This window comes from Pseudomonas sp. CNPSo 3701 (genome assembly GCF_028674975.1).
Lineage (GTDB): Bacteria > Pseudomonadota > Gammaproteobacteria > Pseudomonadales > Pseudomonadaceae > Aquipseudomonas > Aquipseudomonas straminea.
In genome coordinates, this window is sequence record NZ_JAQZSI010000001.1 from 495,410 (window position 1) to 520,057 (window position 24,648).

Sequence of the window (24,648 nt, forward strand, 5' to 3'; positions counted from 1 at the left end):
GCAGCGCCATCCATTTTCATCTCACAAGGAGTTCCCATGTTGAAGAAGACTTTCGCTGCACTGGCGCTGGGTACCGCTCTGCTGGGCGCTGGCCAGGCAATGGCTGCCGACTACGCCATCGACAAGCAAGGCCAGCACGCCTTCGTCAATTTTAAGATCAGCCACCTGGGCTACAGCTGGCTGTACGGCACCTTCAAGGATTTCGACGGCTCCTTCAGCTTCGACGAGAAGAACCCCGAGGCCAGCAAGGTCGACGTAACCCTGAAGACCGAAAGCGTCGACACCAACCACGCCGAGCGCGACAAGCACATCCGTAGTGCCGATTTCCTCAACGTCAGCAAGAACCCGACCGCGACCTTCAAGTCCACGTCGGTCAAGTCGACCGGCCAGGGCGCTGCCGACATCACTGGCGACCTGACCCTCAACGGCGTGACCAAGCCGGTAGTGATCGCCGCCAAGTTCATCGGCGAAGGCAAGGACCCATGGGGTGGTTACCGTGCCGGCTTCGAGGGCAGCACCAAGCTGAAATTGAAGGACTTCAACATCGAGAAGGATCTGGGCCCGGCTTCGCAGGAAGTCGAGCTGATCATCTCCGTAGAAGGTGTGCGCAAGTAAGTCTTACGTTAGAAAAAAACGCCGGCTCTGAGCCGGCGTTTTTTTTGTGGAGCTTTTGAATACCGGGGCCGCAAGCCCCGGTATTCAAGAGGCCGTCACTCGCTGTCGCGGTTGCGGGTCAGCAGAGCGGGCTTCTCGCCACGCGGGCGGCTGCTCGGCAACTGATCGAGCTGTTCGGCGGTCGGCAGACGGTCGCTGCGCGACGCCTTGTGCATGATGATCGGCTGCTTCTCGGGGGCGTCGCGACGCGGGCCTTCACGGCGTGGCAGCTCGTCGCGGTTCAGCGACGTGACGACGTTGTCACGCGCACCACGGCTGCGGTTGTCGCCGCCACGGCCACGACCGCCGCCTTGACCCTGGCCCTGACGTTTGCCGCCGCCATTGGCGCTGCCGCCACCGCCGGTGCGTGGGCCCTTGCCCTGACCGCGCGGTGCCTGACCGGCGCCGCCAGCATTCTGGCCGCCGCCCTGGCGACGGCCACGGCCTTGGGGCTTGTTCTGGGTCGGTACGTAGTCGACACGGTTGCCGAAGTTGTCGATATCGTCGTCGCGGAATTCATCCGGCGCGCGATCCGGTGGCAGGGCGGGAGCGCCTGCAGCCGGTGCTGGGCGTGCCTGGCTGCGCGGCTGCTGGCCGCGGGCCGGCTTGGCTTTGGCCTGGGGCTGGCTCTTCGCCTTGCCGCCATCCTTGCCCTTGTCGCGACGGCCGCCATTCTGGCGCTCGCCTTCGGCCTTGGCACCGCGCGGCTGGCGCGGCTTCTGCGGCTCGCGTACTTCCGGGCGCTCGGCCTCGACCTTGCTGGCATCGAAGCCCATCAGATCGCCGTCCGGGATCTTCTGCTTGGTCATGCGCTCTATGCTCTTGAGCAGCTTTTCCTCGTCCGGCGCGACCAGGGAGATGGCTTCGCCGCTACGGCCGGCACGACCGGTACGGCCGATACGGTGCACGTAGTCTTCCTCGACGTTGGGCAACTCGAAGTTGACCACGTGGGGCAGCTGGTCGATGTCCAGGCCGCGGGCGGCGATGTCCGTGGCGACCAGGATGCGCACCTTGTTGGCCTTGAAGTCGGCCAGGGCCTTGGTACGGGCATTCTGACTCTTGTTGCCGTGAATCGCGGCAGCGGTCAGGCCGTGTTTTTCCAGGTACTCGGCCAGGCGGTTGGCGCCGTGCTTGGTGCGGGTGAACACCAGCACCTGTTCCCAGGCACCGGCGGTGACCAGGTGAGCGAGCAGGGCGCGCTTGTGGCTGGCCTGCAGGCGGAACACGCGCTGTTCGATGCGCTCGACCGTGGTGTTCGGCGGCGTTACCTCGATGCGCTCGGGGTCGTGCAGCAGCTTGCTGGCGAGGTCGGTGATGTCCTTGGAGAAGGTCGCCGAGAACAGCAGGTTCTGACGCTTGGCCGGCAGGCGGGCGAGGACTTTCTTCACATCGTGGATGAAGCCCATGTCGAGCATGCGGTCGGCTTCGTCCAGCACGAGGATTTCCACGTGGGACAGATCGACGCTGCCTTGCCCGGCCAGGTCGAGCAGGCGGCCCGGGCAGGCGACCAGAACGTCGACGCCCTTGGCCAGGGCCTGCACCTGCGGGTTCATGCCAACACCGCCGAAAATGCAGGCGCTGACGAATTTCAGATCGCGGGCATACAGCTTGAAGCTGTCATGCACCTGGGCAGCCAGTTCGCGGGTGGGGGTGAGCACCAGCACGCGGGGCTGTTTCGGGCCGTGGCGCTGTTCGCGATCCGGATGGCCGTTGGGGAACAGCCGCTCGAGGATCGGCAGGGCGAAGCCGCCTGTCTTACCTGTACCCGTCTGGGCCGCCACCATCAGGTCGCGACCTTGCAACGCGGCGGGGATGGCCCGCTGTTGCACCGGAGTGGGCTGGGTGTAGCCGGCGGCTTCGACCGCGCGGACCAAAGCCTCGGAGAGACCGAGGGAGGCAAAGGACATGTGCAATCCTGTCTGGTGAGGGCGTGGCCCTATAGGTGTAGTGCCTGGCTTGAATCGCACGTGGGGCGTGCAATCCCGTCCGGTACTGCTGGCCACTGGGGGCAGCATCCGGGCGCAAGCCTGGCGGGAAGGCCCGAGTGTAACAGGATTGGCGGGGTTGGGCACAACTTGCCGCCAATCGGTGTCGCGCTATCCCTTGTCACTCGGGGGTTACAGCGATTGGCCGATGGCCTTGGCGATCACTCGCCCTGCGCCTCGGCGTCCTCGCGTTTTACGGTTTTGTGCTGATCTTCGCTGCTGCCCAGCTTCCAGTAACTGGAGATGTACAGGTCCTTGCGGTCGACCTGCCGCTCCTCACGAAAGTGCTGGCGCAGTGCACGCATGCCGCTGAACTCACAGGCTGCCCAGATGCTCGGGCGGCCCGGCAGCCAGGCGAGCTGGCGCACGTGGTCGACCAGCAGCTGCGGGTTCTGGCCCGGATGCGGGTTGACCAGCCAGTGCAGCTCGACGCCAGCGGGATGGCGCAGCGGCTGAATGTCCTGGGCGTCGATCACTTCGATCACCGCATGGCCACGGGCATCGGCGGGCAGCTGTTCAAGGTTCACGCTGATCGCCGGCAGGGCGGTCATGTCGCCGATCACCAGAAACCAGTCGGCGCTGTTGTCGACCAGCTTCTTCGGCCCCGGCCCGCCGACGAGGATGCTGTCGCCAGGCCTGGCGGCCATGGCCCATTGCGAGGCCGGGCCGGCATCCTCGTGCAGCACGAAGTCGACGTCGAACTGGTCGGCACGCTGCTGGCGCACGGTGTAGGTGCGTACCAGGTTCTTGTCGCTGCCGGGGGCGGTAAACATCAGCTTGATGTAGGCGCTTTCCTGATCCGCCGGAAAGCTGTCGATCTCACCGCCTCCCAAGGTCACGCGCAGCATGTGCGGGGTGACCTGGGTGGAGGCGATGACCTGAAGGGTGCGGGGAGTCGGACGTGCCATCGGATACTCCTGTGTAGGCGGCTGTTTGAGCCAAGCGGCGAAGGGCGCTGACCCCTCACCTTCGATGGTTTAGCTGACGACGCGATAGCAGGGCACGTAAGCCGAGCCGCCGGGCAGCTTCATGCGGTGCTGCTCTACGAACGCCTGCAGCAGACGATCCAGCGGCTGCATGATGCTCTTGTCGCCGCGCAGCTCGTAGGGGCCGTGCTCCTCGATCAGCTGGATACCATGGGCCTTGACGTTGCCGGCGACGATGCCGGAGAAGGCGCGGCGCAGGTTGGCGGCCAGTTCGTGGGTTGGCTGCTCGCGAGTCAGGTTGAGGCCCGCCATGGCTTCATGGGTTGGCTCGAACGGGTGTTGGAAGCTCTCGTCGATCTTCAGCAGCCAGTTGAAGTGGAAGGCGTCGTTACGCTCGCGGCGGAACTGCTTGACCGCCTTGATACCGGCCGCCATATGGCGGGCCACGGCAGCCGGGTCATTGGGGATCAGCACGTAGCGGTTCTGCGCTTCACGGCCCAGGGTGGCGCCGATGAAGTCGTGCAGCTGCTGCAGGTAGGGCTCGGCGCTCTTCGGGCCGGTGAGCACCAGCGGGAAGGGCAGCTCGGCGTTGTCCGGGTGCATGAGGATGCCCAGAAGGTAGAGGAATTCCTCCGCCGTGCCGGCGCCGCCCGGGAAGATGATGATGCCGTGGCCGAGGCGCACGAAGGCCTCCAGGCGCTTTTCGATGTCCGGCAGGATCACCAGTTCGTTGACGATCGGGTTCGGCGCCTCGGCGGCGATGATGCCCGGCTCGGTCAGGCCCAGGTAGCGGGCGCCGACGATGCGCTGCTTGGCATGGGAGATGGTGGCGCCCTTCATCGGCCCCTTCATCACGCCCGGGCCGCAGCCGGTGCATACGTCCAGGGCACGCAGGCCCAGTTCGTGGCCGACCTTCTTGGTGTACTTGTATTCCTCGGTGCTGATCGAGTGCCCGCCCCAGCACACCACCATCTTCGGCTCAGCGCCGGCGCGCAGGGTGCGGGCGTTGCGCAGCAGGTGGAACACGTAGTCGGTGAGGCCGCTGGAGCTGTCCACGTCGACCCGCTTGTTCTCCAGTTCGCTCTGGGTGTAGACGATGTCGCGCAGGGCGCTGAACAGCATCTCGCGGGTGCTGGCGATCATCTCGCCATCGACGAAGGCGTCGGCCGGGGCGTTGATCAGTTCCAGGCGGATGCCGCGGTCCTGCTGGTGGATCTTCACTTCGAAGTCCGGGTAGGCCTCGAGGATGGTCTTGGCGTTGTCGCTGTGCGAGCCGGTGTTGAGGATCGCCAGGGCGCACTGGCGAAACAGCGCGTAGACGCTGCCCGAGCCGGTCTCGCGCAGTTGCTGGACTTCACGCTGGGAGAGGGTTTCCAGGCTGCCTTTCGGCGACACCGAGGCGTTGATTTTCTGGCGAGTGAGCATGCAGGCATCCCGTGGTAGCGCGACAACTCGAGCCGATCCTGGCTGATCGCGCATTGATGAATTCGTCCCGGCAGTCATGCCCCCTGTTGGGGCATCCGGGCGCCTGTACTGTCGACCAGCAGGGGGCTTCGGGTCAACGGGTACGCGGCTGACAGGCCCATGCAACTGGCTGGTGCACTGGATTTCGTCGCCTGTTAGGAAAGAAAAAGGCCGCGAAAGTTCGGTCTTTCGCGGCCTCCGAGGCCGGTATCAGCCCTGCAGGTTCTTCCACACCGCCAGGCTCGGGGCGGCCTGGTTGAGGGTGTAGAAATGCAGGCCGGGTGCACCACCTTCGATCAGGCGTTCGCACAGGCCGGTGATCATCTCTTCGCCGAAGCGCTGGATGCTCTGGGTATCGTCGCCGTAGGCTTCCAGTTGCTTGCGAACCCAGCGTGGCAGCTCGGCGCCGCAGGCGTCGGAGAAGCGCGCCAGCTTGCTGTAGTTGGTGATCGGCATGATGCCCGGGATCACCGGGATATCTACGCCCAGCTTGCGAACGCGCTCGACGAAGTAGAAGTAGCAATCGGCGTTGAAGAAGTACTGGGTGATCGCGCTGTCGGCGCCGGCCTTGGCCTTGCGCACGAAGTTGGCGATATCGTCCTCGAAATTGCGGGCCTGGGGATGCATCTCCGGATAGGCCGCCACTTCGATATGGAAGTGATCACCGGTTTCCGCGCGAATCAGCTCGACCAGGTCGTTGGCGTGGCGCAGCTCACCGCTGGACATGCCCATGCCCGACGGCAGGTCACCGCGCAGGGCGACGATGCGGTTGATGCCCTTGCTCTTGTACAGGTTGAGCAGCTCGACCAGTTCGGCCTTGCTGTCGCCAACGCACGACAGGTGCGGCGCCGTCGGCACCTTCACTTCGCTGTCGAGCTGCAGCACGGTATTGAGGGTGCGGTCGCGGGTGGAGCCACCGGCGCCGTAGGTGCAGGAGAAGAAGTCCGGGTTGTAGCCGGCCAGCTCTCGCGCGGTATTCAGCAGTTTCTCGTGTCCGGCATCGGTCTTCGTCGGGAAGAACTCGAAGCTGACGTTGGGGCGTTTCTGAGGCATGGCGATTCCTTCGGGCTACGCGGCGCGGACCTCGGGCCCGCGCCGCGTACCGCCTATCAGTAGCGGTAGCTGTCCGGCTTGAACGGGCCGGAGGCGTCGACGCCGATGTAGTCGGCCTGCTGCTTGGTCAGCTGGGTGACGACGCCACCGAAGCCCTTGACCATCTCCAGGGCGACTTCTTCGTCCAGCTTCTTGGGCAGCACTTCGACGGTCAGGCGCTCGGCTTTCTTCTCGGCGGAGAGGTCAGCGAACTTCTGCTCGAACAGGAAGATCTGCGCCAGTACCTGGTTGGCGAACGAGCCGTCCATGATGCGGCTCGGGTGGCCAGTGGCGTTGCCCAGGTTCACCAAGCGGCCTTCGGCCAGCAGGATCAGGTAGTCGTCGTTGGCGGCGTCGAAGCTGCCGGCGCCGGTGCGGTGGATCTTGTGCACCTGCGGCTTGACCTCTTCCCATGCCCAGTTCTTGCGCATGAAGGCGGTGTCGATCTCGTTGTCGAAGTGACCGATGTTGCAGACCACGGCGCGCTTCTTCAGGGCCTTGAGCATGCCGGCGTCGCAGACGTTGGCGTTGCCGGTGGTGGTGACGATCAGGTCGATCTTGCCCAGCAGCGCCTTGTCGATGCAGGCGTCGGTGCCGTCGTTACGGCCGTCGATGTACGGCGAAACCAGCTCGAAGCCGTCCATGCAGGCCTGCATGGCGCAGATCGGGTCGATCTCGGAAACCTTGACGATCATGCCTTCCTGGCGCAGCGAAGCGGCCGAGCCCTTGCCCACGTCGCCGTAGCCGATGACCAGCGCCTGCTTGCCCGACAGCAGGTGGTCGGTGCCGCGCTTGATGGCGTCGTTGAGGCTGTGACGGCAGCCGTACTTGTTGTCGTTCTTGCTCTTGGTGACCGCGTCGTTGACGTTGATCGCCGGGACTTTCAGGGTGCCGGCCTTGAGCATGTCGAGCAGGCGGTGCACGCCGGTGGTGGTCTCCTCGGTCACGCCGTGGATGCGCTCGAGCATCTGCGGGTATTTCTTGTGCAGGATCTCGGTCAGGTCACCGCCGTCGTCCAGCACCATGTTGGCGTCCCACGGCTGGCCGTCCTTGAGGATGGTCTGCTCGATGCACCACTCGTACTCCTGCTCGGTCTCGCCTTTCCAGGCGAATACCGGGATGCCGGCGGCGGCGATGGCGGCAGCGGCCTGATCCTGGGTGGAGAAGATGTTGCAGGACGACCAGCGCACTTCGGCGCCCAGGGCGGTCAGCGTCTCGATCAGCACGCCGGTCTGGATGGTCATGTGGATGCAGCCGAGGATCTTGGCGCCCTTGAGCGGCTGGCTGGCGGCGTACTTGCGGCGCAGGCCCATCAGTGCCGGCATCTCGGATTCGGCGATGATCAGCTCGCGGCGGCCCCAGTCGGCCAGGGAAATGTCGGCGACCTTGTAGTCGTTGAAAGCAGCGCTCATGCAGTAACTCTCCGTTAGGTTGTCTGCTGTCGACAGGTGCAACCTTGCCAGCGTCGGATGACGCGCAGGTGTCACACGATTGTCGAGTGGGCGCCGTTGATGCGTTTGCTAAACGCCCCATCCGAGCCTGACAGCCTGAAAGGTTGATTCGAATCTGCCGATAAGTATTGCGGGAATACAGAGCTTGAGGGATTCGAAACAAATCTTTCAGGTTGCTGCAGCGCCCCTCGGACAGGTGGCGGGAACGCCCGGTAGCGGGCGCGTATAACTGGGCGATTATAGCCGCGCTGGCGCGCGAGCCCAAGGTTTTCCATCGCGGTTATCGGCGTTTCTCGGCGGATGCCGACAGGCGTGACGCACGATCGTCACCAGCCTCGCTGAACCCGGCCCGATAGCCTGTGTCGATAACCATTATCGATAGCGCGGCAATGATCCACTCGCCAATCTTTGCGATCATTACGGCCAATGGAACGACGGACAGGAGGGTGCATGAACTTTCATACGCGCAAGTGGGTAAAGCCAGAAGACCTCAATCCCAACGGCACGCTGTTCGGTGGCAGCCTGCTCAAGTGGATCGACGAGGAGGCGGCGATCTACGCCATCATCCAGCTGGGCAGCCAACGCGTGGTGACCAAGCTGATTTCCGAGATCAACTTCGTTTCCTCGGCGCGGCAGAGCGACATCATCGAACTGGGCATCACCGCCACCGATTTTGGCCGCACCTCTATCACCATGCGCTGCGAAGTGCGCAACAAGATTACCCGCAAGAGCATTCTGACCATCGACAAGATGGTCTTCGTGAACCTCGGCGAGGACGGCCTGCCGGCGCCCCATGGCAAGACCGAAATCACCTACATCAAGGATCAAATCAAGGATTGAGCCTGTGCTCGCTCGCCGCTGATCGGCGCTCCATGGCAAGGTCATGGGCCCGGCCATCGGTGTCTGTCAGCCAGCGCTTTCGCCGCTACTGAAAGCCCGCCACGCCCGCTTCGCCCAACTGCTCGGCCAGCGCGACGATGTCCTCATGCTGGAAAAACGCTTGCAGCCGGGTCGCGTGGGTCGGGCCGATACCGGGCAATGCCTGCCACTGCGCCGGGCTGCGCTGGTGCAATTGCGCCCAGCTATCTGCCGCCAGGCCGTCTGGATTCATCGGGGCACCCAGCGCCCGCAACCAATCATGAAACGGACGCTGCCGAGCCTCGGCGAAGCGCTGGCTGAGCATCGTGGCGCCTCGTGGGCCTATGCCCGGCACCGCCAGCAATTGCTCTTCGCCAAGCTGCAGCCAGTCGAGCAGCCCGTCGAGGTACTGCGCCTCGAGAAGTTTCTGCCAGGTTCCGGCGCCGATACCGCGCAGGTTCAAAGCCTGCTTGCCGCTGAGCCAGGTGAGGCGGGCGTGGAACTGGCTGGTGCATGCAGGCGACGCGCGCAGGCAGCTCAGGGCGTGGAAGTCATCGCTATTGGGGATTGCCAATGGCGAGCGCAGGGCGCTTTGCAGCACCACGCTTTCCAGCTTGGGGATGGTCTGCCCGGCCAGGCGGATGGCGATCTGGTCGCCGGGGCGAATGTCCAGTTGCCGCCAGCGTTCCAGTGAGCCCGCGCTGACCACCCGGATGGTGCGGTCGTCGAGCTTCACCGGTTGCAGGCGCAGCAATGGGGTGATGCGCCCGGTACGGCCGATGCTGAATTCGACCGCCTCGACCAGCGCGAGCGCTTCATTGGCCGGGTACTTCCAGGCCGTCGCCCAATGTGGTGGCTCGGCGCGCCAGCGCTCGCTGCTAGGGCGCTGGCCCTGGCGCAGTACCACGCCGTCGGTGGCGAAGGGCAGCGGATTGCGATACCACTGCTCGCGCCAATACTGGGCTTCGTTGGGCGTGCCAATCGACTGGCTGTAAACGCTGCTGTCCTCGAAACCTATCCGCCCCAGGCCTTCCAGGCGCTGCTGCATATCGCTTGGACCATTGGGCCAGTCCCAGACGAACAGGCCGATGCTGGCCGCTTGGTCCTGCTGCAACTGCTGACGGGCCATCAGGCCCGCCACCGTACTGCGTGCGGCGGCGCTGCCTTCGCGGGCCTGCACATGGCCCGGTCGCTTGAGGTACAGCTCGCCTTGCAGAATCAACTCGCCGTGCTCGCTCAGTTGCTTGGGGATGGCCGCGATCTGTGCAGCCTTGTGCATCCAGTCCTGGCCGCTGTTGCCATCGCCACGGCTGACCACCTGCTGCAGCTGGCCGCCTTCATAGCGCAGGGTGATTGCCACGCCGTCGACCTTGGGTTGTATCCACAGGTCGTCGCGGCTGGCCATCCACTGCGCGACGGCGCGCTCGTCCGCCAGTTTGCGCAGCCCGGTCTGCGCCACGGGATGCTGCACGGGGCCTCCGGCGCCGCTCAGCGGATTGGCGGTGCCGGCATCATTGCGGCAGCGCTGCCATTGTTCGAGGCGGGCGCGGGCCTGGTCGTAAAGCTCATCGCTGACCAGCGAGCGGTCCTGGCGGTGATAGGCATCGTCCCACTGCGCGATCTGGGTGGCGAGTTCGGCGACCTGGCGATCATGGGCTGGCGTCTGTGGCGGGCAGGTGTCGGCGAGGGCGGCGGCGGGCAGTAACAGGGAAATGCAGATAGCGATCCAGGCGTTCATGGGCGGAGCATCCTTGCTCGGGCGATGAATCTGCAGGCTAGTCGCCGCACCTTCAGGCCGCAAACCAGAGTCTTCTGGAAAGTGCGCATTGGCCGACATTTCCAGCACCCGACTATTTGTTGCGGAAAATGTCCGATGCTAAAGTTGCGGCCCCCGCACACACCAAAAGGACTTGCCCGGCGGCGGGATGTATTGCCGGGCCTCATCTCTGGAGGTCTAGACGCTCATGCGCATTTCCATTCTGCTGTGTTCCGCCGCCCTGGCCGTTGCCAGCTCGTTCGTCCATGCTGCCGATAACAATCAGCTCAAGTGTCAGCAGAAGATGGCCGCCAACGCCGACAAGATCGCCCAGGTCAAGCAGCTGGCCGGTCTGCTCGGCAACAAGCAGGCCGATGACACACTCGCCCAGGTCGAAGGCAGTTGCGACCAGCTCGGCGCCAACGCCGAAGGCAGCTCTGCTCCGGTTGCCCAGCAGGGCGATGGCAAGGCTGAAAACATCGCGGCTGCCGCCGAAACCCTGAAGAACCTGGGTTCGCTGTTCGGCAAATGATCCATTTGCCCGCCTGGCGGGCATGAAAAAGCCTCCGTGGACGTCGTGCCCACGGAGGCTTTTTTGTTGCCGCCGCACAAGGTGCGGCGGTGGCTTGGGCTTACAGGCCGGCGGCGGCGCGCAGTTCGGCGGCCTTGTCGGTTTTTTCCCAGGTGAAACTGGTGAAGCTGTCGTCGCCGACGGTCAGCTGCTGCGGCTCGCGGCCGAAGTGGCCGTAGGCGGCAGTCGGCTGGTACATCGGGTGCAGTAGGTCGAGCATCTTGGTGATGGCGTACGGACGCAGATCGAACACGTCGCGCACCAGCTTGATGATGGTCTCTTCCGCCACCTTGTTGGTGCCGAAGGTGTTGATCGAGATGGAGGTCGGCTGGGCCACGCCGATGGCGTAGGACACCTGGATCTCGCAACGTTCGGCCAGGCCGGCAGCGACGATGTTCTTGGCGACGTAGCGGCCGGCGTAGGCTGCCGAGCGGTCGACCTTGGACGGATCCTTGCCGGAAAACGCGCCGCCACCGTGGCGGGCCATGCCGCCGTAGCTGTCGACGATGATCTTGCGGCCGGTCAGGCCACAGTCGCCCACCGGGCCGCCGATCACGAAATTGCCGGTCGGGTTGATGTGGAACTGGGTGTCCTTGTGCAGCAGTTCGGCCGGCAGGGTGTGCTTGATCACCAGCTCCATCACCGCTTCGCGCAGGTCGCTCAGGCTGACGTCCGGGTTGTGCTGGGTGGACAGCACCACGGCGTCGATGCCGACTACCTTGCCGTTTTCGTAACGGCAGGTGACCTGGGATTTGGCATCCGGACGCAGCCACGGCAGCAGGCCGGACTTGCGGGCTTCGGCCTGGCGCTCGACCAGCGCGTGGGAGAAGCGAATCGGCGCCGGCATCAGCACGTCGGTTTCGTTGCTGGCGTAGCCGAACATCAGGCCCTGGTCGCCGGCGCCCTGGTCTTCCGGCTTGGCGCGGTCGACGCCCTGGTTGATGTCCGGGGACTGCTTGCCGATGATGTTCATCACGCCACAGGTGGCTCCGTCGAAGCCGACGTCGGAGCTGGTGTAACCGATATTGCAGATCACGTCGCGGACGATCTGCTCGAGGTCGACCCAGGCGCTGGTGGTCACTTCGCCGGCGATGATCGCCACGCCGGTCTTGACCAGGGTTTCCACGGCCACGCGGGCGTGCTTGTCCTGGGTGATGATGGCGTCGAGCACGGCATCGGAAATCTGGTCGGCGATCTTGTCCGGGTGCCCTTCGGACACGGACTCGGAGGTAAACAGGGAGTATTCGCTCATCTATCGATTGTCCTGGCGAGTGAAGGCCTCTCGGCCGCGTGCGTGAGTGGAAGGGTGCGCTGGAAATGTCGCACCTGAATTTGAAAACCATTGCGCAGGCCGACATACAGGCTTTCGCCAGGTGTCAGGCCAGCGGCGATTGCCCAGTGGGCGAGATCGTCCTGCTCGAAGCCTAGCCAGAGATCGCCGCAAGTGTCGCGGGCCCAGCTCTGGTCGTGGCTGCACAGTTCGGTGATCAGCAGGCTGCCGCCCGGATTGACCTGTTCGGCCAGTTTGCTCAAAGCCTGGGCCGGGGCGGCGAAATGGTGCAACACCATGTTCAGCACCACGCAATCGGCGCCGGTGTAGGCATCCTGTAGAGCATCGGCCAGCTGCAGCTGAACGTTGTCCAGGCCCTCCTGCTGGCAGCGCTGGCGGGCCAGTTCGAGCATCGCCTCGCTGTTGTCCAGGGCGGTCACACGAGTGAAGCGGCGTGCCAGTTCCGGCAGGAAGCCGCCGTCGCCGGGGCCGATTTCCAGGGCGCTGGCCTGGGCCGGCAAATCCAGTGAGTCGAGCAGCGCCACGACGCTGTCGCGGTACTGCGGCAGGCCGGCGATCAGATCCTGCTGGGCCTGGAAACGCTCGGCGCTGCGGGCGAAGAAGTCGCGGCTGGCAGCGGCCCGTTGCTGGTGCACCTGGGCCACGCGCTGGCGCACTTCGGCGGGCAGCTCGAGATTGTCGACTTCCTGCAGCAGCGCGGCATGCAGGGCGCCGCCGGGACTTTCCAAGTGGGCGAGGGCGCGGCGATAGAAGATCGCATTGCCTTCGCGACGTGTCGCCACCAGGCCGGCCTGGGCCAACACCTTGAGGTGATGGCTCATGCCCGACTGGCCGATGGCGAAAATTTGCGCCAGCTCCAGCACGCCAAACGAGTCGTTGCTCAGGGCGCGCATTACGTTCAGGCGCAAGCCGTCGCCCGCAGCCTTGCACAGGGCGGACAGCAGGTCGGTGGGCTCGAAGTCGAGTGAGGGTGCGCGTTGTGTCATGGGGCGCAGTCTAGTCGGTCATTTTTCAGCCAGCAACCGCAATATCAAAAAGTTTTGATATTGCGGTCGGTCCGGCGCAGTCGCGAGATTTTCGAAGCTGCTGTGGATAAAAAGCGCAGCAATATTGTCGCGGACGACCATCTGTCATTGCCCCGGCGGTACTGGCTGGGCGAAAATGGGCGCCTTTTTCGTCCAAGCTGCTTCGGCAGCCACCCGCAGGAGATTAGCGATGCCCAGCCGTCGTGAGCGTGCCAATGCCATTCGTGCCCTCAGCATGGATGCTGTGCAGAAAGCCAACAGCGGCCACCCCGGTGCCCCCATGGGTATGGCGGATATCGCCGAAGTGCTGTGGCGTGACTACCTGAAGCACAACCCGGCCAACCCGAAATTCGCCGACCGTGACCGCTTCGTGCTGTCCAACGGTCACGGCTCGATGCTGATCTACTCGTTGCTGCACCTGACCGGCTACGACCTGTCCATCGACGATCTGAAGAACTTCCGTCAGCTACACAGCAAGACCCCGGGTCACCCGGAGTTCGGCTACGCACCAGGCGTCGAGACCACCACCGGCCCGCTCGGCCAGGGTATCGCCAACGCCGTGGGCTTCGCCCTCGCCGAGAAAATCATGGCGGCGCAGTTCAACCGCGACGGTCATAACATCGTCGATCATCACACCTACGCCTTCCTGGGCGACGGCTGCATGATGGAAGGCATCAGCCATGAAGTCTGCTCCCTGGCCGGGACCTTGGGTCTGGGCAAACTGATCGCCTTCTACGATGACAACGGCATTTCCATCGACGGTGAAGTGCACGGTTGGTTCACCGATGACACCCCGGCGCGCTTCGAAGCCTACGGCTGGCAGGTGATCCGCAACGTCGACGGCCACGATGCCGAAGAAATCAAGATGGCCATCGACACCGCACGCAAGTCCAGCGACCGTCCGACCCTGATCTGCTGCAAGACCATCATCGGTTTCGGCTCGCCGAACAAGCAGGGCAAGGAAGAGTCCCACGGCGCCGCCCTGGGCCATGATGAGATCGCCCTGACCCGCGCTGCCCTGGACTGGAACCACGCACCGTTCGAAGTTCCGGCCGACATCTATGCCGAGTGGGATGCCAAGGAAGCTGGCCTGGCTGCCGAAGCCGAGTGGGACCAGCGCTTCGCTGCCTACTCCGCCGCCCATCCGGAACTGGCCAACGAATTCGTGCGCCGCATGGCCGGCGAGCTACCGGCCGACTTCTCCGAAAAGGCCAGCGAGTTCATTCGCGCCGTGGCCGAGAAGGGCGAAACCATCGCCAGCCGCAAGGCCAGCCAGAACTGCCTGAACGCCTTCGGCCCGCTGCTGCCGGAGCTGCTCGGCGGCTCGGCGGACCTGGCCGGTTCCAACCTGACCCTGTGGAAGGGCTGCAAGCCGGTCGTCGCCGAAGATGCTTCGGGCAACTACATGTACTACGGCGTGCGCGAGTTCGGCATGAGCGCCATCATGAACGGCGTCGCCCTGCACGGCGGCCTGATTCCTTACGGCGCGACCTTCCTGATGTTCATGGAATACGCCCGTAACGCGGTGCGCATGTCGGCGCTGATGAAGCTGCGCGTGCTCTACGTGTTCACCCACGACTCCATCGGCCTCGGTGAAGATGGCCCGACCCACCAGCCGGTCGAGCAACTGACCAGCCTGCGTACCACGCCGAACCTGGACACCTGGCGCCCGGCGGATACCGTCGAAGCCGCGGTGGCCTGGAAGCACTCGGTCGAGCGTAAGGATGGCCCGAGCGCGCTGATCTTCTCGCGCCAGAACCTGCCGCATAACCTGCGCGACCACGAAACCGAAGCGGCCATCAGCCGTGGCGGCTACGTGCTGAAAGACTGCGCCGGCGAGCCTGAGCTGATCCTGATCGCCACCGGCTCGGAAGTCGGCCTGGCCATTCAGGCCGCCGACAAGCTGAGCGAGCAGGGCCGCAAGGTCCGCGTGGTGTCGATGCCGTCGACCAACGTCTTCGACCAGCAGGACGCTGCCTACAAGCAGTCGGTACTGCCGCTGCAGGTCACCGCGCGGATCGCCATCGAAGCTGCCCACGCGGACTTCTGGTACAAGTACGTCGGCCTCGAAGGCCGCGTGATCGGCATGGAAACCTACGGTGAGTCGGCGCCCGCCGGCCAGCTGTTCGAGCATTTCGGCTTCACCGTCGAGAACATCATCGGCACCGCCGAAGAACTGCTCGACGCCTGAGTCAGAGACGCCGCAGGGTGGATGAGGGTTTGCCCATCCACCCTGCGGCACCCGGTGGCCCGAACCATGCGATCCACCTTACGGTTGTTCATCCGAGATAGCCGATGTCCCATCGCTCCTACCGCGTTGCCCTGAACGGCTATGGCCGCATCGGTCGTTGCGTTTTGCGTGCGCTGCATGAGCGGGCCGGCGAGGCTCGGCTGGATATCATCGCGCTCAATGATCTGGCCGATCAGGCCAGCATCGAATACCTGACCCGTTTCGATTCCACCCACGGGCGTTTTCCCGGTGAGGTGAAGGTCGCGGGCGATCATCTGCACATCAATGGCAAGCCCGTACAGGTATTACGTCAGCGCGAGCCCGAGAGCGTTGACTGGGCAGCGCTGGATATCGACCTGTTGCTCGAATGCTCCGGCCAGTACACCACGCGCCAGCAGGCCGAACGTTTTCTGCAGGCGGGGGCACCGCGGGTATTGCTGTCGCAGCCAATGGCCAGCGAAAGCGATGTCGACGCCACGGTGGTGTACGGCGTCAATCAGCAGTGCCTGACGGGCCGCGAGCATCTGGTCTCCAACGCCTCCTGCACCACCAACTGTGGCGTGCCACTGCTCAAGCTGCTCAACGAGGCGGTGGGGCTGGAGTACATCTCCATCACCACCATCCACTCGGCAATGAACGACCAGCCGGTGATCGATGCCTATCACGACGAAGACCTGCGCCGAACGCGCTCGGCCTTCCAGTCGGTGATTCCGGTGTCAACGGGCCTGGCGCGCGGTATCGAACGGCTGCTGCCGGAACTTGCCGGGCGAATCCAGGCCAAAGCCATTCGGGTGCCGACGGTCAACGTGTCCTGCCTGGATATCACCTTGCAGACCGCCCGCGACACCAGTGCCGAGGAGATCAACCAGATCCTGCGCCAGGCCGCCGAACAGGGGCCGCTGCAGGGTCTACTGGCTTACACCGAGTTGCCGCACGCCAGTTGCGACTTCAATCATGATCCCCATTCGGCCATCGTCGACGGCAGTCAGACGCGGGTTTCCGGGCCACGCCTGGTCAACCTGCTGGCCTGGTTCGACAACGAATGGGGTTTCGCCAATCGTATGCTCGACATGGCCGTGCATTATCTCGATGCCGCCGCTCACTTATCACCAGCCCCTGTTAAGGACTGATTCAATGACCCTGAACATCGCGAAAATGGCCGACCTTGATCTGCAAGGTAAGCGCGTGCTGATCCGTGAAGACCTCAACGTGCCGGTCAAGGACGGCGTTGTGAAGAGTGATGCGCGCATTCTTGCCGCGCTGCCGACCATCAAGCTGGCCCTGGAAAAAGGCGCCGCGGTAATGGTCTGCTCGCACCTGGGCCGCCCGACCGAAGGTGAATTCAGCGAAGAGAACAGCCTGGCGCCGGTGGCCGCCTACCTGAGCAAAGCCCTGGGCCGCGAGGTACCGCTGGTCAAGGACTACCTGAACGGTGTCGAACTGAAGGCCGGTGAGCTGGTGCTGTTCGAGAACGTGCGTTTCAACAAGGGCGAGAAGAAGAACGCCGACGAGCTGGCCCAGCAATACGCCGCCCTGTGCGACGTGTTCGTGATGGACGCCTTCGGTACTGCCCACCGTGCGGAGGGCTCGACCCACGGCGTGGCCAAATTCGCCAAGGTCGCCGCGGCCGGCCCGCTGCTGGCCGCCGAACTGGACGCGCTGGGCAAGGCCCTGGGTGCGCCGGCCAAGCCGATGGCGGCGATCGTCGCCGGCTCCAAGGTGTCGACCAAGCTGGACGTGTTGAACAGCCTGAGCGGCATCTGCGACCAGCTGATCGTCGGCGGCGGCATCGCCAATACCTTCCTGGCGGCGGCCGGTTTTCCCGTCGGCAAGTCGCTGTACGAGGCTGACCTGGTCGACACCGCCAAGGCCATCGCCGCCAAGGTCAACGTGCCGCTGCCGGTCGACGTGGTGGTCGCCAAGGAGTTCTCCGAGTCTGCCGCCGCGACCGTCAAAGCGGTCGCCGACGTGGCCGACGACGACATGATCCTCGACATCGGCCCGCAAACCGCTAAGCAGTTCGCCGAGCTGCTCAAGGCCTCGAAGACCATTCTGTGGAACGGCCCGGTCGGTGTGTTCGAGTTCGATCAGTTTGGTGGAGGCACCAAGGCCCTTGCCCTGGCCATCGCCGAAAGCCCGGCGTTCTCCATCGCTGGTGGTGGCGACACCCTGGCAGCCATCGACAAGTACGATGTGGCCTCGCGCATTTCCTACATTTCCACCGGCGGCGGTGCCTTCCTCGAGTTCGTCGAGGGCAAGGTACTGCCGGCAGTGGAAATCCTGCAGAAGCGCGCCGCCGAGTAATAAAGGTAAAAGCCAGGGTCGGTACGCTTGCGTACAGACCCTAAACCTTGGCGGCCTGTGGTGGTCATTAGCCTTGTACGGAAATCAGCCAGCAAGGAGTGACCCATGCGTAACGCGGCCGTGGTACTGATGGTGTGTGTGGTTCTGGGCGGATGTGCAGGTGGCGGCTCGCCACGCGACGACGCCTGCCGAGTCCTGAGCCCGGCGGAAATCGATCTGCCGACCACGCGCGACGATCAGCGCATCGAAGGGCAGAGTACCGGTGATTCGACGCCGCCCATTGGCGAGCAGAACTGCTAGGTAAGAACCTATCCACGATCTACTGCGCGTCGGCCCTACTGCGTTAAAAACAAGCTCGGAATGCTCATTTACAGCACGTAAACTCCGCTTCCTCGCTTGTTTTTGCCTTGTAGAGCTCTAGCTCGCTAGATTGTGAACAGGTTCTAAGGAGAGTGCGATGAACCGTTATAAGTACGCTGCTGCATTGCTTGGGCTGGCCATGCTGGCCGGCTGTGCCAGCAAGGATTACGCCGAGAGCCAGCCGTGGAATCACTGGGTCTGCGACAGCCAGGCGGAAGTGTTCTGGCGCTACGCCGACCCGGCCCATGAGAAGGTCGATGTGCGTATGGGGGGCAGCGATGTCGTCCATCGTTTGAGCCTGGAGCCGTCCGGCTCCGGCGAGCTTTACAGCGACGGTACGCTGTCCTTCCATGCCAAGGGCGAGGAAGGTCTGGTCTATCGCACCGCTAATGACGATTTGCTCGGGCGTGGCTGCAAGGCGCCCTGAAAGACCCGCGAGCAGCCTGGCTGCTCGCGCAAACTTGAATAGCGCCTGCCACTGCGGCAGGCTTGCACGATCAACGAGCCCTATCGGGAGATAGCAAAACATGGCACTTATCAGCATGCGCCAGATGCTCGACCACGCCGCCGAATTCGGCTACGGCGTGCCGGCCTTCAACGTCAACAACCTCGAGCAGATGCGCGCCATCATGGAAGCCGCCGACAAGACCGATTCGCCGGTCATCGTCCAGGCCTCTGCGGGTGCCCGCAAGTACGCCGGTGCGCCGTTCCTGCGCCACCTGATCCTCGCTGCGATCGAAGAATTCCCGCACATCCCGGTGTGCATGCACCAGGACCACGGCACCAGCCCTGACGTGTGCCAGCGCTCCATCCAGCTGGGTTTCAGCTCGGTGATGATGGACGGCTCTCTGAAGGAAGACGGCAAGACTCCGGCCGACTACGACTACAACGTGCGCGTCACCCAGCAGACCGTTGCCTTCGCTCACGCCTGCGGCGTTTCGGTGGAAGGTGAGCTGGGCTGCCTGGGTAGCCTGGAAACCGGCATGGCCGGTGAAGAAGACGGCGTCGGCGCCGAAGGCGTGCTCGATCACAGCCAACTGCTGACCGACCCGGAAGAAGCGGCTGACTTCGTCAAGAAGACTCAGGTCGACGCCCTGGCCATCGCCATCGGCACCAGCCACGGCGCCTACAAGTTCACCAAGCCGCCAACCGGCGATGTGCTGTCCATCGAGCGCATCAAGGAAATCCACAAGCGCATCCCCAACACCCACCTAGTGATGCACGGTTCCAGCTCGGTGCCGCAGGATTGGCTGGCGATCATCAACGAGTACGGCGGCGACATCAAGGAAACCTACGGCGTGCCGGTCGAAGAGATCGTCGAAGGCATCAAGTACGGCGTGCGCAAGGTCAATATCGACACCGACCTGCGCCTGGCCTCCACCGGTGCGATCCGTCGTTTCATGGCCCAGAACCCGGCCGAGTTCGACCCGCGCAAATACTTCGCCAAGACCGTCGAAGCCATGCGTGACGTCTGCATCGCCCGTTATGAAGCTTTCGGCACCGCCGGTAATGCCTCGAAGATCAAGCCGATCTCTCTGGAAGGCATGTTCCTGCGTTACGCCAAGGGTGAGCTGGCCGCCAAGATTAACTGATCTCGCATAGCCGCAAAGCCGCCTGCCCTTAGCGGGGCCGTCGGCTTTTCTGTATCTGGTGACGGCGTTTTGATTGCGAGTATTGGGTGTCGACCAGGTACGCGCGTGTCGTCTGTCGCCCACGAAAAACCATGTAAAACTCCTGTTCCACCGCGCCCGAGGCGCTGCGCCATACTGCCGCCACGCGTTTCAGGATGTCGGCTCCCATGCCTCAGAACTCTCGCCTCTGGCTGCCATTCGGCTTGGCCGTGCTCGTTGCCACCGTACTCGGCAGCATCGTTCAGACCCAGTTCAATCTCGCCGCCCTGCAGCAGCTTGGGGCGCAGATCCCGCCAGCTATTCGCCTGCAAGCCACTGCCCGTGATCTGCTGGGCTTCAGCCCGACTCTCGCCGCTCTGGTGATCGCTGCTTTCATCATCGCCTTGCCGCTGACCACCTGGCTGGCGCCTGCCCGCGGCGCATTGCGCTGGCTGGCGTTTCTGCTCGCGGGCGCCCTGGCCATGTGGCTGGCACTGACCTTCGCCAATGCCGTGGCGCCGATGCCAACCCTGATCGGCGCCAATCGCACCCTGGTCGGCACCCTGGCGCTGATGTGTTGCGGCGGCCTGGGTAGTCTGGTGTTCGCACGCTTCAGTGGGGGCGCACGCTGATGGCTTTGAAGAACGTGATGGCGGCTTTGCTGGCAATGGGGCTCTGCGCGAGCGCGCTGGCCGAGGCCGATTACCGGATCGAAACCGTCACCGGCGGCCTGGCGCACCCTTGGTCTATGGCCTTCCTGCCCGATGGCCGCATGCTGGTGACCGAGCGCACTGGGCAGCTACGCCTCATCGACGCCCAGGGCAAGCTGCAGGCCGAGCCAATCGGCGGTATGCCGGCGCCCTTCGTGGCCACCCAGGCCGGCCTGATGGAGGTAGCGCTAGACCCGCATTTTGCCAGCGACCCGTGGATCTACCTGAGCTACGCCCATGGTGAGGCGGATGCCAACAACACACGGCTGGCTCGCGCCCGGCTGGTCGATGGCGAGCTACGTGATTTTCAGGTGCTGTTCACCGCCCAGCCGGCCAAGGCCGGCGCCTCCCACTATGGCGGGCGCATCGCCTTCCTGCCGGACGACACCCTGGTGCTGACCCTGGGCGATGGCTTCGACTGGCGTGAGCAGGCGCAGAACCCGGCCAATCACCTGGGCAAGACGGTGCGACTGAACCGCGACGGCAGCATTCCGCCGGACAACCCGCTGCGTGGCCAGCCGGGCGCCGCCGAGGAGATCTACAGCCTCGGACACCGCAACGTGCAGGGCATCGTCTACGACCGCCAGCGCCAGCGCCTGTACAGCCACGAGCACGGCCCCAAAGGCGGCGACGAGCTGAACCTGCTGCAGCCCGGCGGCAATTACGGCTGGCCGCTGGCGTCCTTTGGCGTCGATTACACCGGCGCGCTGGTCACCCCTTTTACCGAGCTGCCGGATTACCTCTCGCCGGAGTTGCACTGGACGCCGTCGGTCGCGCCCTCCGGGCTGGCGTTGTACACCGGTGACCGTTTCCCGCACTGGAAGGGCGATCTGTTCGTTTCCACGCTGAAGGAAAAGAGCGTGCGCCGGGTGCGCCTGGAGAAAGGCCGGCTGGCAGGGGAGGACATCCTCTTCCAGGAACTGGAGGAGCGCATTCGCGGTGTCTACGACGGGCCCGATGGCGCGCTGTATCTGCTAACCGACAGCGAGGAAGGCAGGCTGCTGCGGGTCGTGCCGCTGTAGTGCAGGTGCGGCATAATTGACCGCCAAGTCCGACCTGCCGTATCGCCATGACACCCCTCAAATACCTCCAGGGTTATCCCGCCTCCTTGCAGGAGCAAGTCCGCCAGATGATTGCGGGCGAGCGCCTGGGCGATTACCTGGCGCAGCGCTATCAGGGCCGCCACGGGATCCAGAGCGACAAGGCGCTGTACGTCTACGTCATGGCGCTCAAGCAGGAACACCTGAAGAATGCGCCGGCCATCGACAAGGTGCTGTTCGACAACCGTTTAGACCTGACCCATCGCGCCCTCGGCCTGCACTCCAGTATCTCTCGGGTGCAGGGCGGCAAGCTCAAGGTCAAGAAGGAGATTCGCGTCGCCTCGCTGTTTCGCGAGGCGGCGCCGCAGTTTCTGCAGATGATCGTGGTGCACGAGCTGGCGCACCTGAAGGAAAGCGATCACAACAAGGCGTTCTACAAACTCTGCGAATACATGCTGCCGGACTATCAGCAACTGGAGTTCGACCTGCGCCTGTATCTAACCTGGCGTGATCTGCAGGCTGGTACGCCTCAATAGGCTTCGATGATTTCGTGATGCTGCGAGCGGCCGGCGACGGTCAGCTCGATTTCGTCACCGATGTGCCGTCCCAGCAGACGCTGGCCGAGCGGTGCATCCGGGCTCAGCACGAGAATCGCGCGCTGCTCGACCTGCACCTTGATCGCCGCGCCTTCCGGACCGAGAAACAGCCATTGCTGCTGGTCGTTTTCGTCGGCCAGAGTACCAGGCTGGTCAGCCGAATGCCCTGGGCATCGTCATAGGGGCGCACCTGCAGCTGGCGCCAGACGCGCAGGCGCCGGCCGATCTCTTCCACGCGACGCGCCTGCCCGGCGGCCAGGTAGGCGGCTTCCAGCCCGAGCGTGTCGTACTTGTTCTCGGCGATGTTCTCTTCATGGGTGGCCGTTTCATGGGCGACCCGCGCTGCCTGTTCGGCGGCCTGCAGTTCCAGACCGAGCCGTTCGATGACCTGCTGTACGATAGCCTGCTTGTCCATGGCGGTCAGACCCCGCCTGCCGTCTTTTCGCGGTTCTTCAGCAAGTGCGCCGCCAGGGTGCGTAGTGGGCCGAGCTGGCGGGCGATCAGCGACAGCTGGGTTTGCACCAGGCGCTGGGCGTCGTCCAGGTCATCGGGCATCTGCTCCAGGCTGCTGGCAAGGCGATCCTCATGGTCACTCTGGATGGCCACCGGCGTCTGTTCGCTGAGGCCGCGGGCAATCTCGTCGAGGCTGTCTGCCAGGCGCAAGGCACTGGCCGGCAGTTCGTTCTGCTCGTCGGCCAAAAGCGCCTCGCCACGGTGCGCACCGAGTCCCGACAGGTAGCTGAGCAGAGTGTGGGAGAGCACCAGAAAGCGAAAGCCGATATCCGCCTCCTTCCGGAAGTGTCCCGGCTCCATCAGCATGTTGCCCAGGGTGGTCGACAGCGCTGCATCGGCATTGTGGGCATTGCGCCGGGCCAGGCGATAGGCGAGGTCGTCGCGTTTGCCTTCGGCGTATTGGCGCATGATCTGCCGCAGGTAGGTGCTGTTGCAGCTCAGGGTGTTGGCCACCACGCGATTGAGTCGGCGGCCCTGCCAGTCCGGCAGGATCAGGAACACCGCCAGGCCGGCGATCAGGCTGCCGAGCAGGGTATCGAACAGGCGCGGCAGGATCAGCCCGTAGCCGTCGCCCACCTGGTTGAAGCAGAACAGCACCAGCAGGGTGATCGCCGCGGTGGCCACTGTGTAGCGGCTGGCACGGGTGGCGAAGAACACCACGCCGGCGGCGACCGCGAAGAAGGCCTGAATCAGCTGTGCCGGGAACAGATCGATCAGCGCCCAGCCCAGCAGCAGGCCGAGCACGGTGCCGATGATGCGCTGCACCAGCTTCATGCGCGTGGCGCCGTAGTTGGGTTGGCAGACGAACAGGGTGGTGAGCAGAATCCAGTAGCCTTGGGTGGGATGGATCCAGTGCAGCACGCCGTAACCGGCGGCCAGGGCGATGGACAGGCGCAGGGCATGGCGGAACAGCAACGAGGTGGGGGTGAGCTGCAGGCGGATGCGCTCCCACACATCACGCAGCGATTGCGGCTCGCGGTCGAGCAGTGAGCTGTCCTGCTCCTCGGCCAGGGCGTCGGGGTTGCTGGCGCTGCTGAGCAGATGATCGAGCGTACCGAGATTGCCGGCCAGAGCGCCGAGCGAGCGTAATAGTTGTTTCCAGGCTGGGTTGCTTTGGATGCGCAGGTGTTCCAAGGAGGCCTGCAGGTCGGCCTGGGCCTGGCTATATTGCTCGCCGTACTCGAATGGCTGGCGCAGCTCGATGGCCTGGGCCAGGGCATGACAGGCCTTGCCGTGCAGGCGCAGCAGGCGCTGGCAGCGGAACATCACGTCGCTGTGGAAGAAGGCTTCGGCCAGGGCGTTGTAGGGATAGTGCGAGGAGCTGGCGCGCTCGTGGATGTCCTGGGCGAGAAAGTACAGTTTGAGATAGCGGCTGACCTTGGGACCGGGACGACCATTACCGACCCGGTGCAGGATGATTTCCTTAGTGGCATTGAGCGCCGCCACCACGCGGCCATTCTGCTTGGCCAGATCCAGGCGCCGCGCTTCCACGTCCAGCTGACGCAGCGGCTCGAACAGCGCCGCCTTGAGCTTGAGGTACAACCCCAGCTCGCGGAACAGCCGGGCCAGGCTCTGCTGTACCGGTTGGTGGGCGAACAAGGCATGCCAGAGCACCGAGAGCAAGCCGTACCAGGCTGCGCCCGCCACCAGCAGCAGCGGTTCCATCCACAATCCGGCAACGCCGCCGCGCTGTTCTACGCCGATCATGCTGTACACCGCCAGAATCAGCGTGGCCGAGCCGAGGGTGGCGAAGCGCTCGCCAAGGGCGCCGAGCATCGTCAGGGAAAAGGCGGAGAGCGCGAGGGCGGTGACGAACAGCCAGGGGTAGGGGAACAGGAATTCGACCGTGTAGGCTGCAGCGGTGAAGCAGCCCAGAGTGACCAGTAGCGCGGTCAGCCGGCCCTGCCAGCTGTCGTCGGTCTCGGCCAGGGCACTGGCGATCACACCGAGAAACAGCGGAATCAGGCTGGGCATCCAGCCCTGATGCCAGCACAGCGCCAGGCTGCCGCCAAGGGCGATGAACACCCGCAGGCTGTAGCTGAACTTGTCCAGCGCCCAGAGGCGGCGCAGCGAGTGGCGCAAGGAGGAAGACGGCATCCGGATCGCGACCTGTTGGGTGAGGTTACTGATTGGGGCTCAACGCGGCGTTTCGATTGTGCCTTGCTGGCATCGTTCAGTGCGAGCGGCGCTTGCGTGATACGCCGAGCCGCTC

21 protein-coding genes, 1 pseudogene and 1 riboswitch are annotated in these 24,648 nt (G+C 64.2%); of the genes and pseudogenes, 12 read left to right on the forward strand and 10 right to left on the reverse strand.

Annotated features, from left to right (window positions below):
* Nucleotides 1-36 precede the first annotated feature (36 nt).
* On the forward strand, nt 37-615 hold the full coding sequence (locus PVA39_RS02240; RefSeq protein WP_274122600.1) for a YceI family protein: 579 nt from the start codon (nt 37-39) through the stop codon (nt 613-615).
* A 95-nt stretch (nt 616-710) separates the two neighbouring features.
* Here the strand turns inward: PVA39_RS02240 and PVA39_RS02245 are convergent, their stop codons facing one another.
* From PVA39_RS02245 to ahcY, 5 genes are all read right to left on the reverse strand, one after another.
* On the reverse strand, nt 711-2,561 hold the full coding sequence (locus PVA39_RS02245) for a DEAD/DEAH box helicase (RefSeq protein WP_178109841.1): 1,851 nt from the start codon (nt 2,559-2,561) through the stop codon (nt 711-713).
* Nucleotides 2,562-2,800: 239 nt separating this feature from the next.
* Nucleotides 2,801-3,547 (reverse strand): siderophore-interacting protein, encoded by a 747-nt coding sequence (locus PVA39_RS02250; RefSeq protein ID WP_274122601.1) that lies wholly within the window; start codon nt 3,545-3,547, stop codon nt 2,801-2,803.
* Nucleotides 3,548-3,616: 69 nt separating this feature from the next.
* A complete protein-coding gene (ppnN, locus tag PVA39_RS02255) occupies nt 3,617-4,990 on the reverse strand; it encodes a nucleotide 5'-monophosphate nucleosidase PpnN (RefSeq protein ID WP_093500487.1) in 1,374 nt (457 codons plus the stop codon).
* A gap of 249 nt (nt 4,991-5,239) precedes the next feature.
* Nucleotides 5,240-6,082 (reverse strand): methylenetetrahydrofolate reductase [NAD(P)H], encoded by an 843-nt coding sequence (gene metF, locus PVA39_RS02260; protein WP_274122602.1) that lies wholly within the window; start codon nt 6,080-6,082, stop codon nt 5,240-5,242.
* A 56-nt stretch (nt 6,083-6,138) separates the two neighbouring features.
* Nucleotides 6,139-7,533, reverse strand: a complete 1,395-nt coding sequence (ahcY, locus tag PVA39_RS02265; protein ID WP_274122603.1) for an adenosylhomocysteinase — start codon at nt 7,531-7,533, stop codon at nt 6,139-6,141.
* Between the two features lie 81 nt (nt 7,534-7,614).
* Nucleotides 7,615-7,768: riboswitch (S-adenosyl-L-homocysteine riboswitch) on the reverse strand.
* 254 nt (nt 7,769-8,022) lie between these two features.
* Between ahcY and PVA39_RS02270 the strand changes: the two genes are divergently transcribed.
* A complete protein-coding gene (locus PVA39_RS02270; RefSeq protein ID WP_274122604.1) occupies nt 8,023-8,412 on the forward strand; it encodes an acyl-CoA thioesterase in 390 nt (129 codons plus the stop codon).
* An 85-nt stretch (nt 8,413-8,497) separates the two neighbouring features.
* On the opposite strand, the gene ligB is transcribed toward PVA39_RS02270, so the two are convergent.
* Nucleotides 8,498-10,168 (reverse strand): NAD-dependent DNA ligase LigB, encoded by a 1,671-nt coding sequence (gene ligB, locus PVA39_RS02275; RefSeq protein ID WP_274122605.1) that lies wholly within the window; start codon nt 10,166-10,168, stop codon nt 8,498-8,500.
* 226 nt (nt 10,169-10,394) lie between these two features.
* On the opposite strand from ligB, the gene PVA39_RS02280 reads away from it, so the two are divergent.
* Nucleotides 10,395-10,718 carry a hypothetical protein gene (locus PVA39_RS02280; protein WP_093500477.1) on the forward strand — a complete coding sequence of 108 codons (324 nt, stop codon included), beginning with the start codon at nt 10,395-10,397 and terminating at the stop codon, nt 10,716-10,718.
* Between the two features lie 100 nt (nt 10,719-10,818).
* Here PVA39_RS02280 and metK read toward each other — a convergent pair whose 3' ends face one another.
* Together metK and PVA39_RS02290 are read right to left on the reverse strand one after the other, a co-directional pair.
* Complete coding sequence (gene metK / locus PVA39_RS02285) at nt 10,819-12,009, reverse strand: methionine adenosyltransferase (RefSeq protein WP_093500475.1); 1,191 nt, start codon at nt 12,007-12,009, stop codon at nt 10,819-10,821.
* Nucleotides 12,006-13,034, reverse strand: coding sequence for an ArsR/SmtB family transcription factor (locus PVA39_RS02290; RefSeq protein ID WP_274122606.1), 1,029 nt, complete (start codon nt 13,032-13,034; stop codon nt 12,006-12,008). The genes metK and PVA39_RS02290 overlap by 4 nt, the downstream gene beginning before the upstream one ends.
* Before the next feature lie 229 nt (nt 13,035-13,263).
* On the opposite strand from PVA39_RS02290, the gene tkt reads away from it, so the two are divergent.
* The 9 genes from tkt (at nt 13,264) to PVA39_RS02335 (ending at nt 21,863) form a co-directional block, all read left to right on the forward strand.
* Nucleotides 13,264-15,264: a transketolase gene (tkt, locus tag PVA39_RS02295; RefSeq protein WP_274122607.1), complete on the forward strand. Its 2,001-nt coding sequence runs from the start codon at nt 13,264-13,266 to the stop codon at nt 15,262-15,264.
* 104 nt (nt 15,265-15,368) lie between these two features.
* Complete coding sequence (gene epd / locus PVA39_RS02300; protein WP_274122608.1) at nt 15,369-16,433, forward strand: erythrose-4-phosphate dehydrogenase; 1,065 nt, start codon at nt 15,369-15,371, stop codon at nt 16,431-16,433.
* A 4-nt stretch (nt 16,434-16,437) separates the two neighbouring features.
* Nucleotides 16,438-17,607 carry a phosphoglycerate kinase gene (locus PVA39_RS02305; RefSeq protein WP_443200931.1) on the forward strand — a complete coding sequence of 390 codons (1,170 nt, stop codon included), beginning with the start codon at nt 16,438-16,440 and terminating at the stop codon, nt 17,605-17,607.
* 105 nt (nt 17,608-17,712) lie between these two features.
* On the forward strand, nt 17,713-17,907 hold the full coding sequence (locus PVA39_RS02310) for a hypothetical protein (RefSeq protein WP_274122609.1): 195 nt from the start codon (nt 17,713-17,715) through the stop codon (nt 17,905-17,907).
* Nucleotides 17,908-18,064: 157 nt separating this feature from the next.
* Entirely contained in the window at nt 18,065-18,394 is a 330-nt protein-coding gene (locus PVA39_RS02315) for an MliC family protein (RefSeq protein WP_274122610.1), read from the forward strand.
* Nucleotides 18,395-18,494: 100 nt separating this feature from the next.
* Nucleotides 18,495-19,559: a class II fructose-bisphosphate aldolase gene (gene fba / locus PVA39_RS02320; protein ID WP_093500461.1), complete on the forward strand. Its 1,065-nt coding sequence runs from the start codon at nt 18,495-18,497 to the stop codon at nt 19,557-19,559.
* A 206-nt stretch (nt 19,560-19,765) separates the two neighbouring features.
* Nucleotides 19,766-20,209 (forward strand): hypothetical protein, encoded by a 444-nt coding sequence (locus PVA39_RS02325; protein ID WP_093500459.1) that lies wholly within the window; start codon nt 19,766-19,768, stop codon nt 20,207-20,209.
* Between the two features lie 17 nt (nt 20,210-20,226).
* Entirely contained in the window at nt 20,227-21,309 is a 1,083-nt protein-coding gene (locus PVA39_RS02330) for a PQQ-dependent sugar dehydrogenase (RefSeq protein WP_274123411.1), read from the forward strand.
* Nucleotides 21,310-21,356: 47 nt separating this feature from the next.
* Nucleotides 21,357-21,863 carry a M48 metallopeptidase family protein gene (locus PVA39_RS02335; RefSeq protein WP_274122611.1) on the forward strand — a complete coding sequence of 169 codons (507 nt, stop codon included), beginning with the start codon at nt 21,357-21,359 and terminating at the stop codon, nt 21,861-21,863.
* On the opposite strand, the pseudogene PVA39_RS02340 reads toward PVA39_RS02335, so the two are convergent.
* Nucleotides 21,857-22,338: pseudogene (locus PVA39_RS02340) on the reverse strand (GreA/GreB family elongation factor). The gene PVA39_RS02335 and the pseudogene PVA39_RS02340 overlap by 7 nt on opposite strands.
* 5 nt (nt 22,339-22,343) lie before the next feature.
* Nucleotides 22,344-24,533 (reverse strand): YccS family putative transporter, encoded by a 2,190-nt coding sequence (gene yccS, locus PVA39_RS02345; RefSeq protein ID WP_274122612.1) that lies wholly within the window; start codon nt 24,531-24,533, stop codon nt 22,344-22,346.
* Nucleotides 24,534-24,648 lie beyond the last annotated feature (115 nt).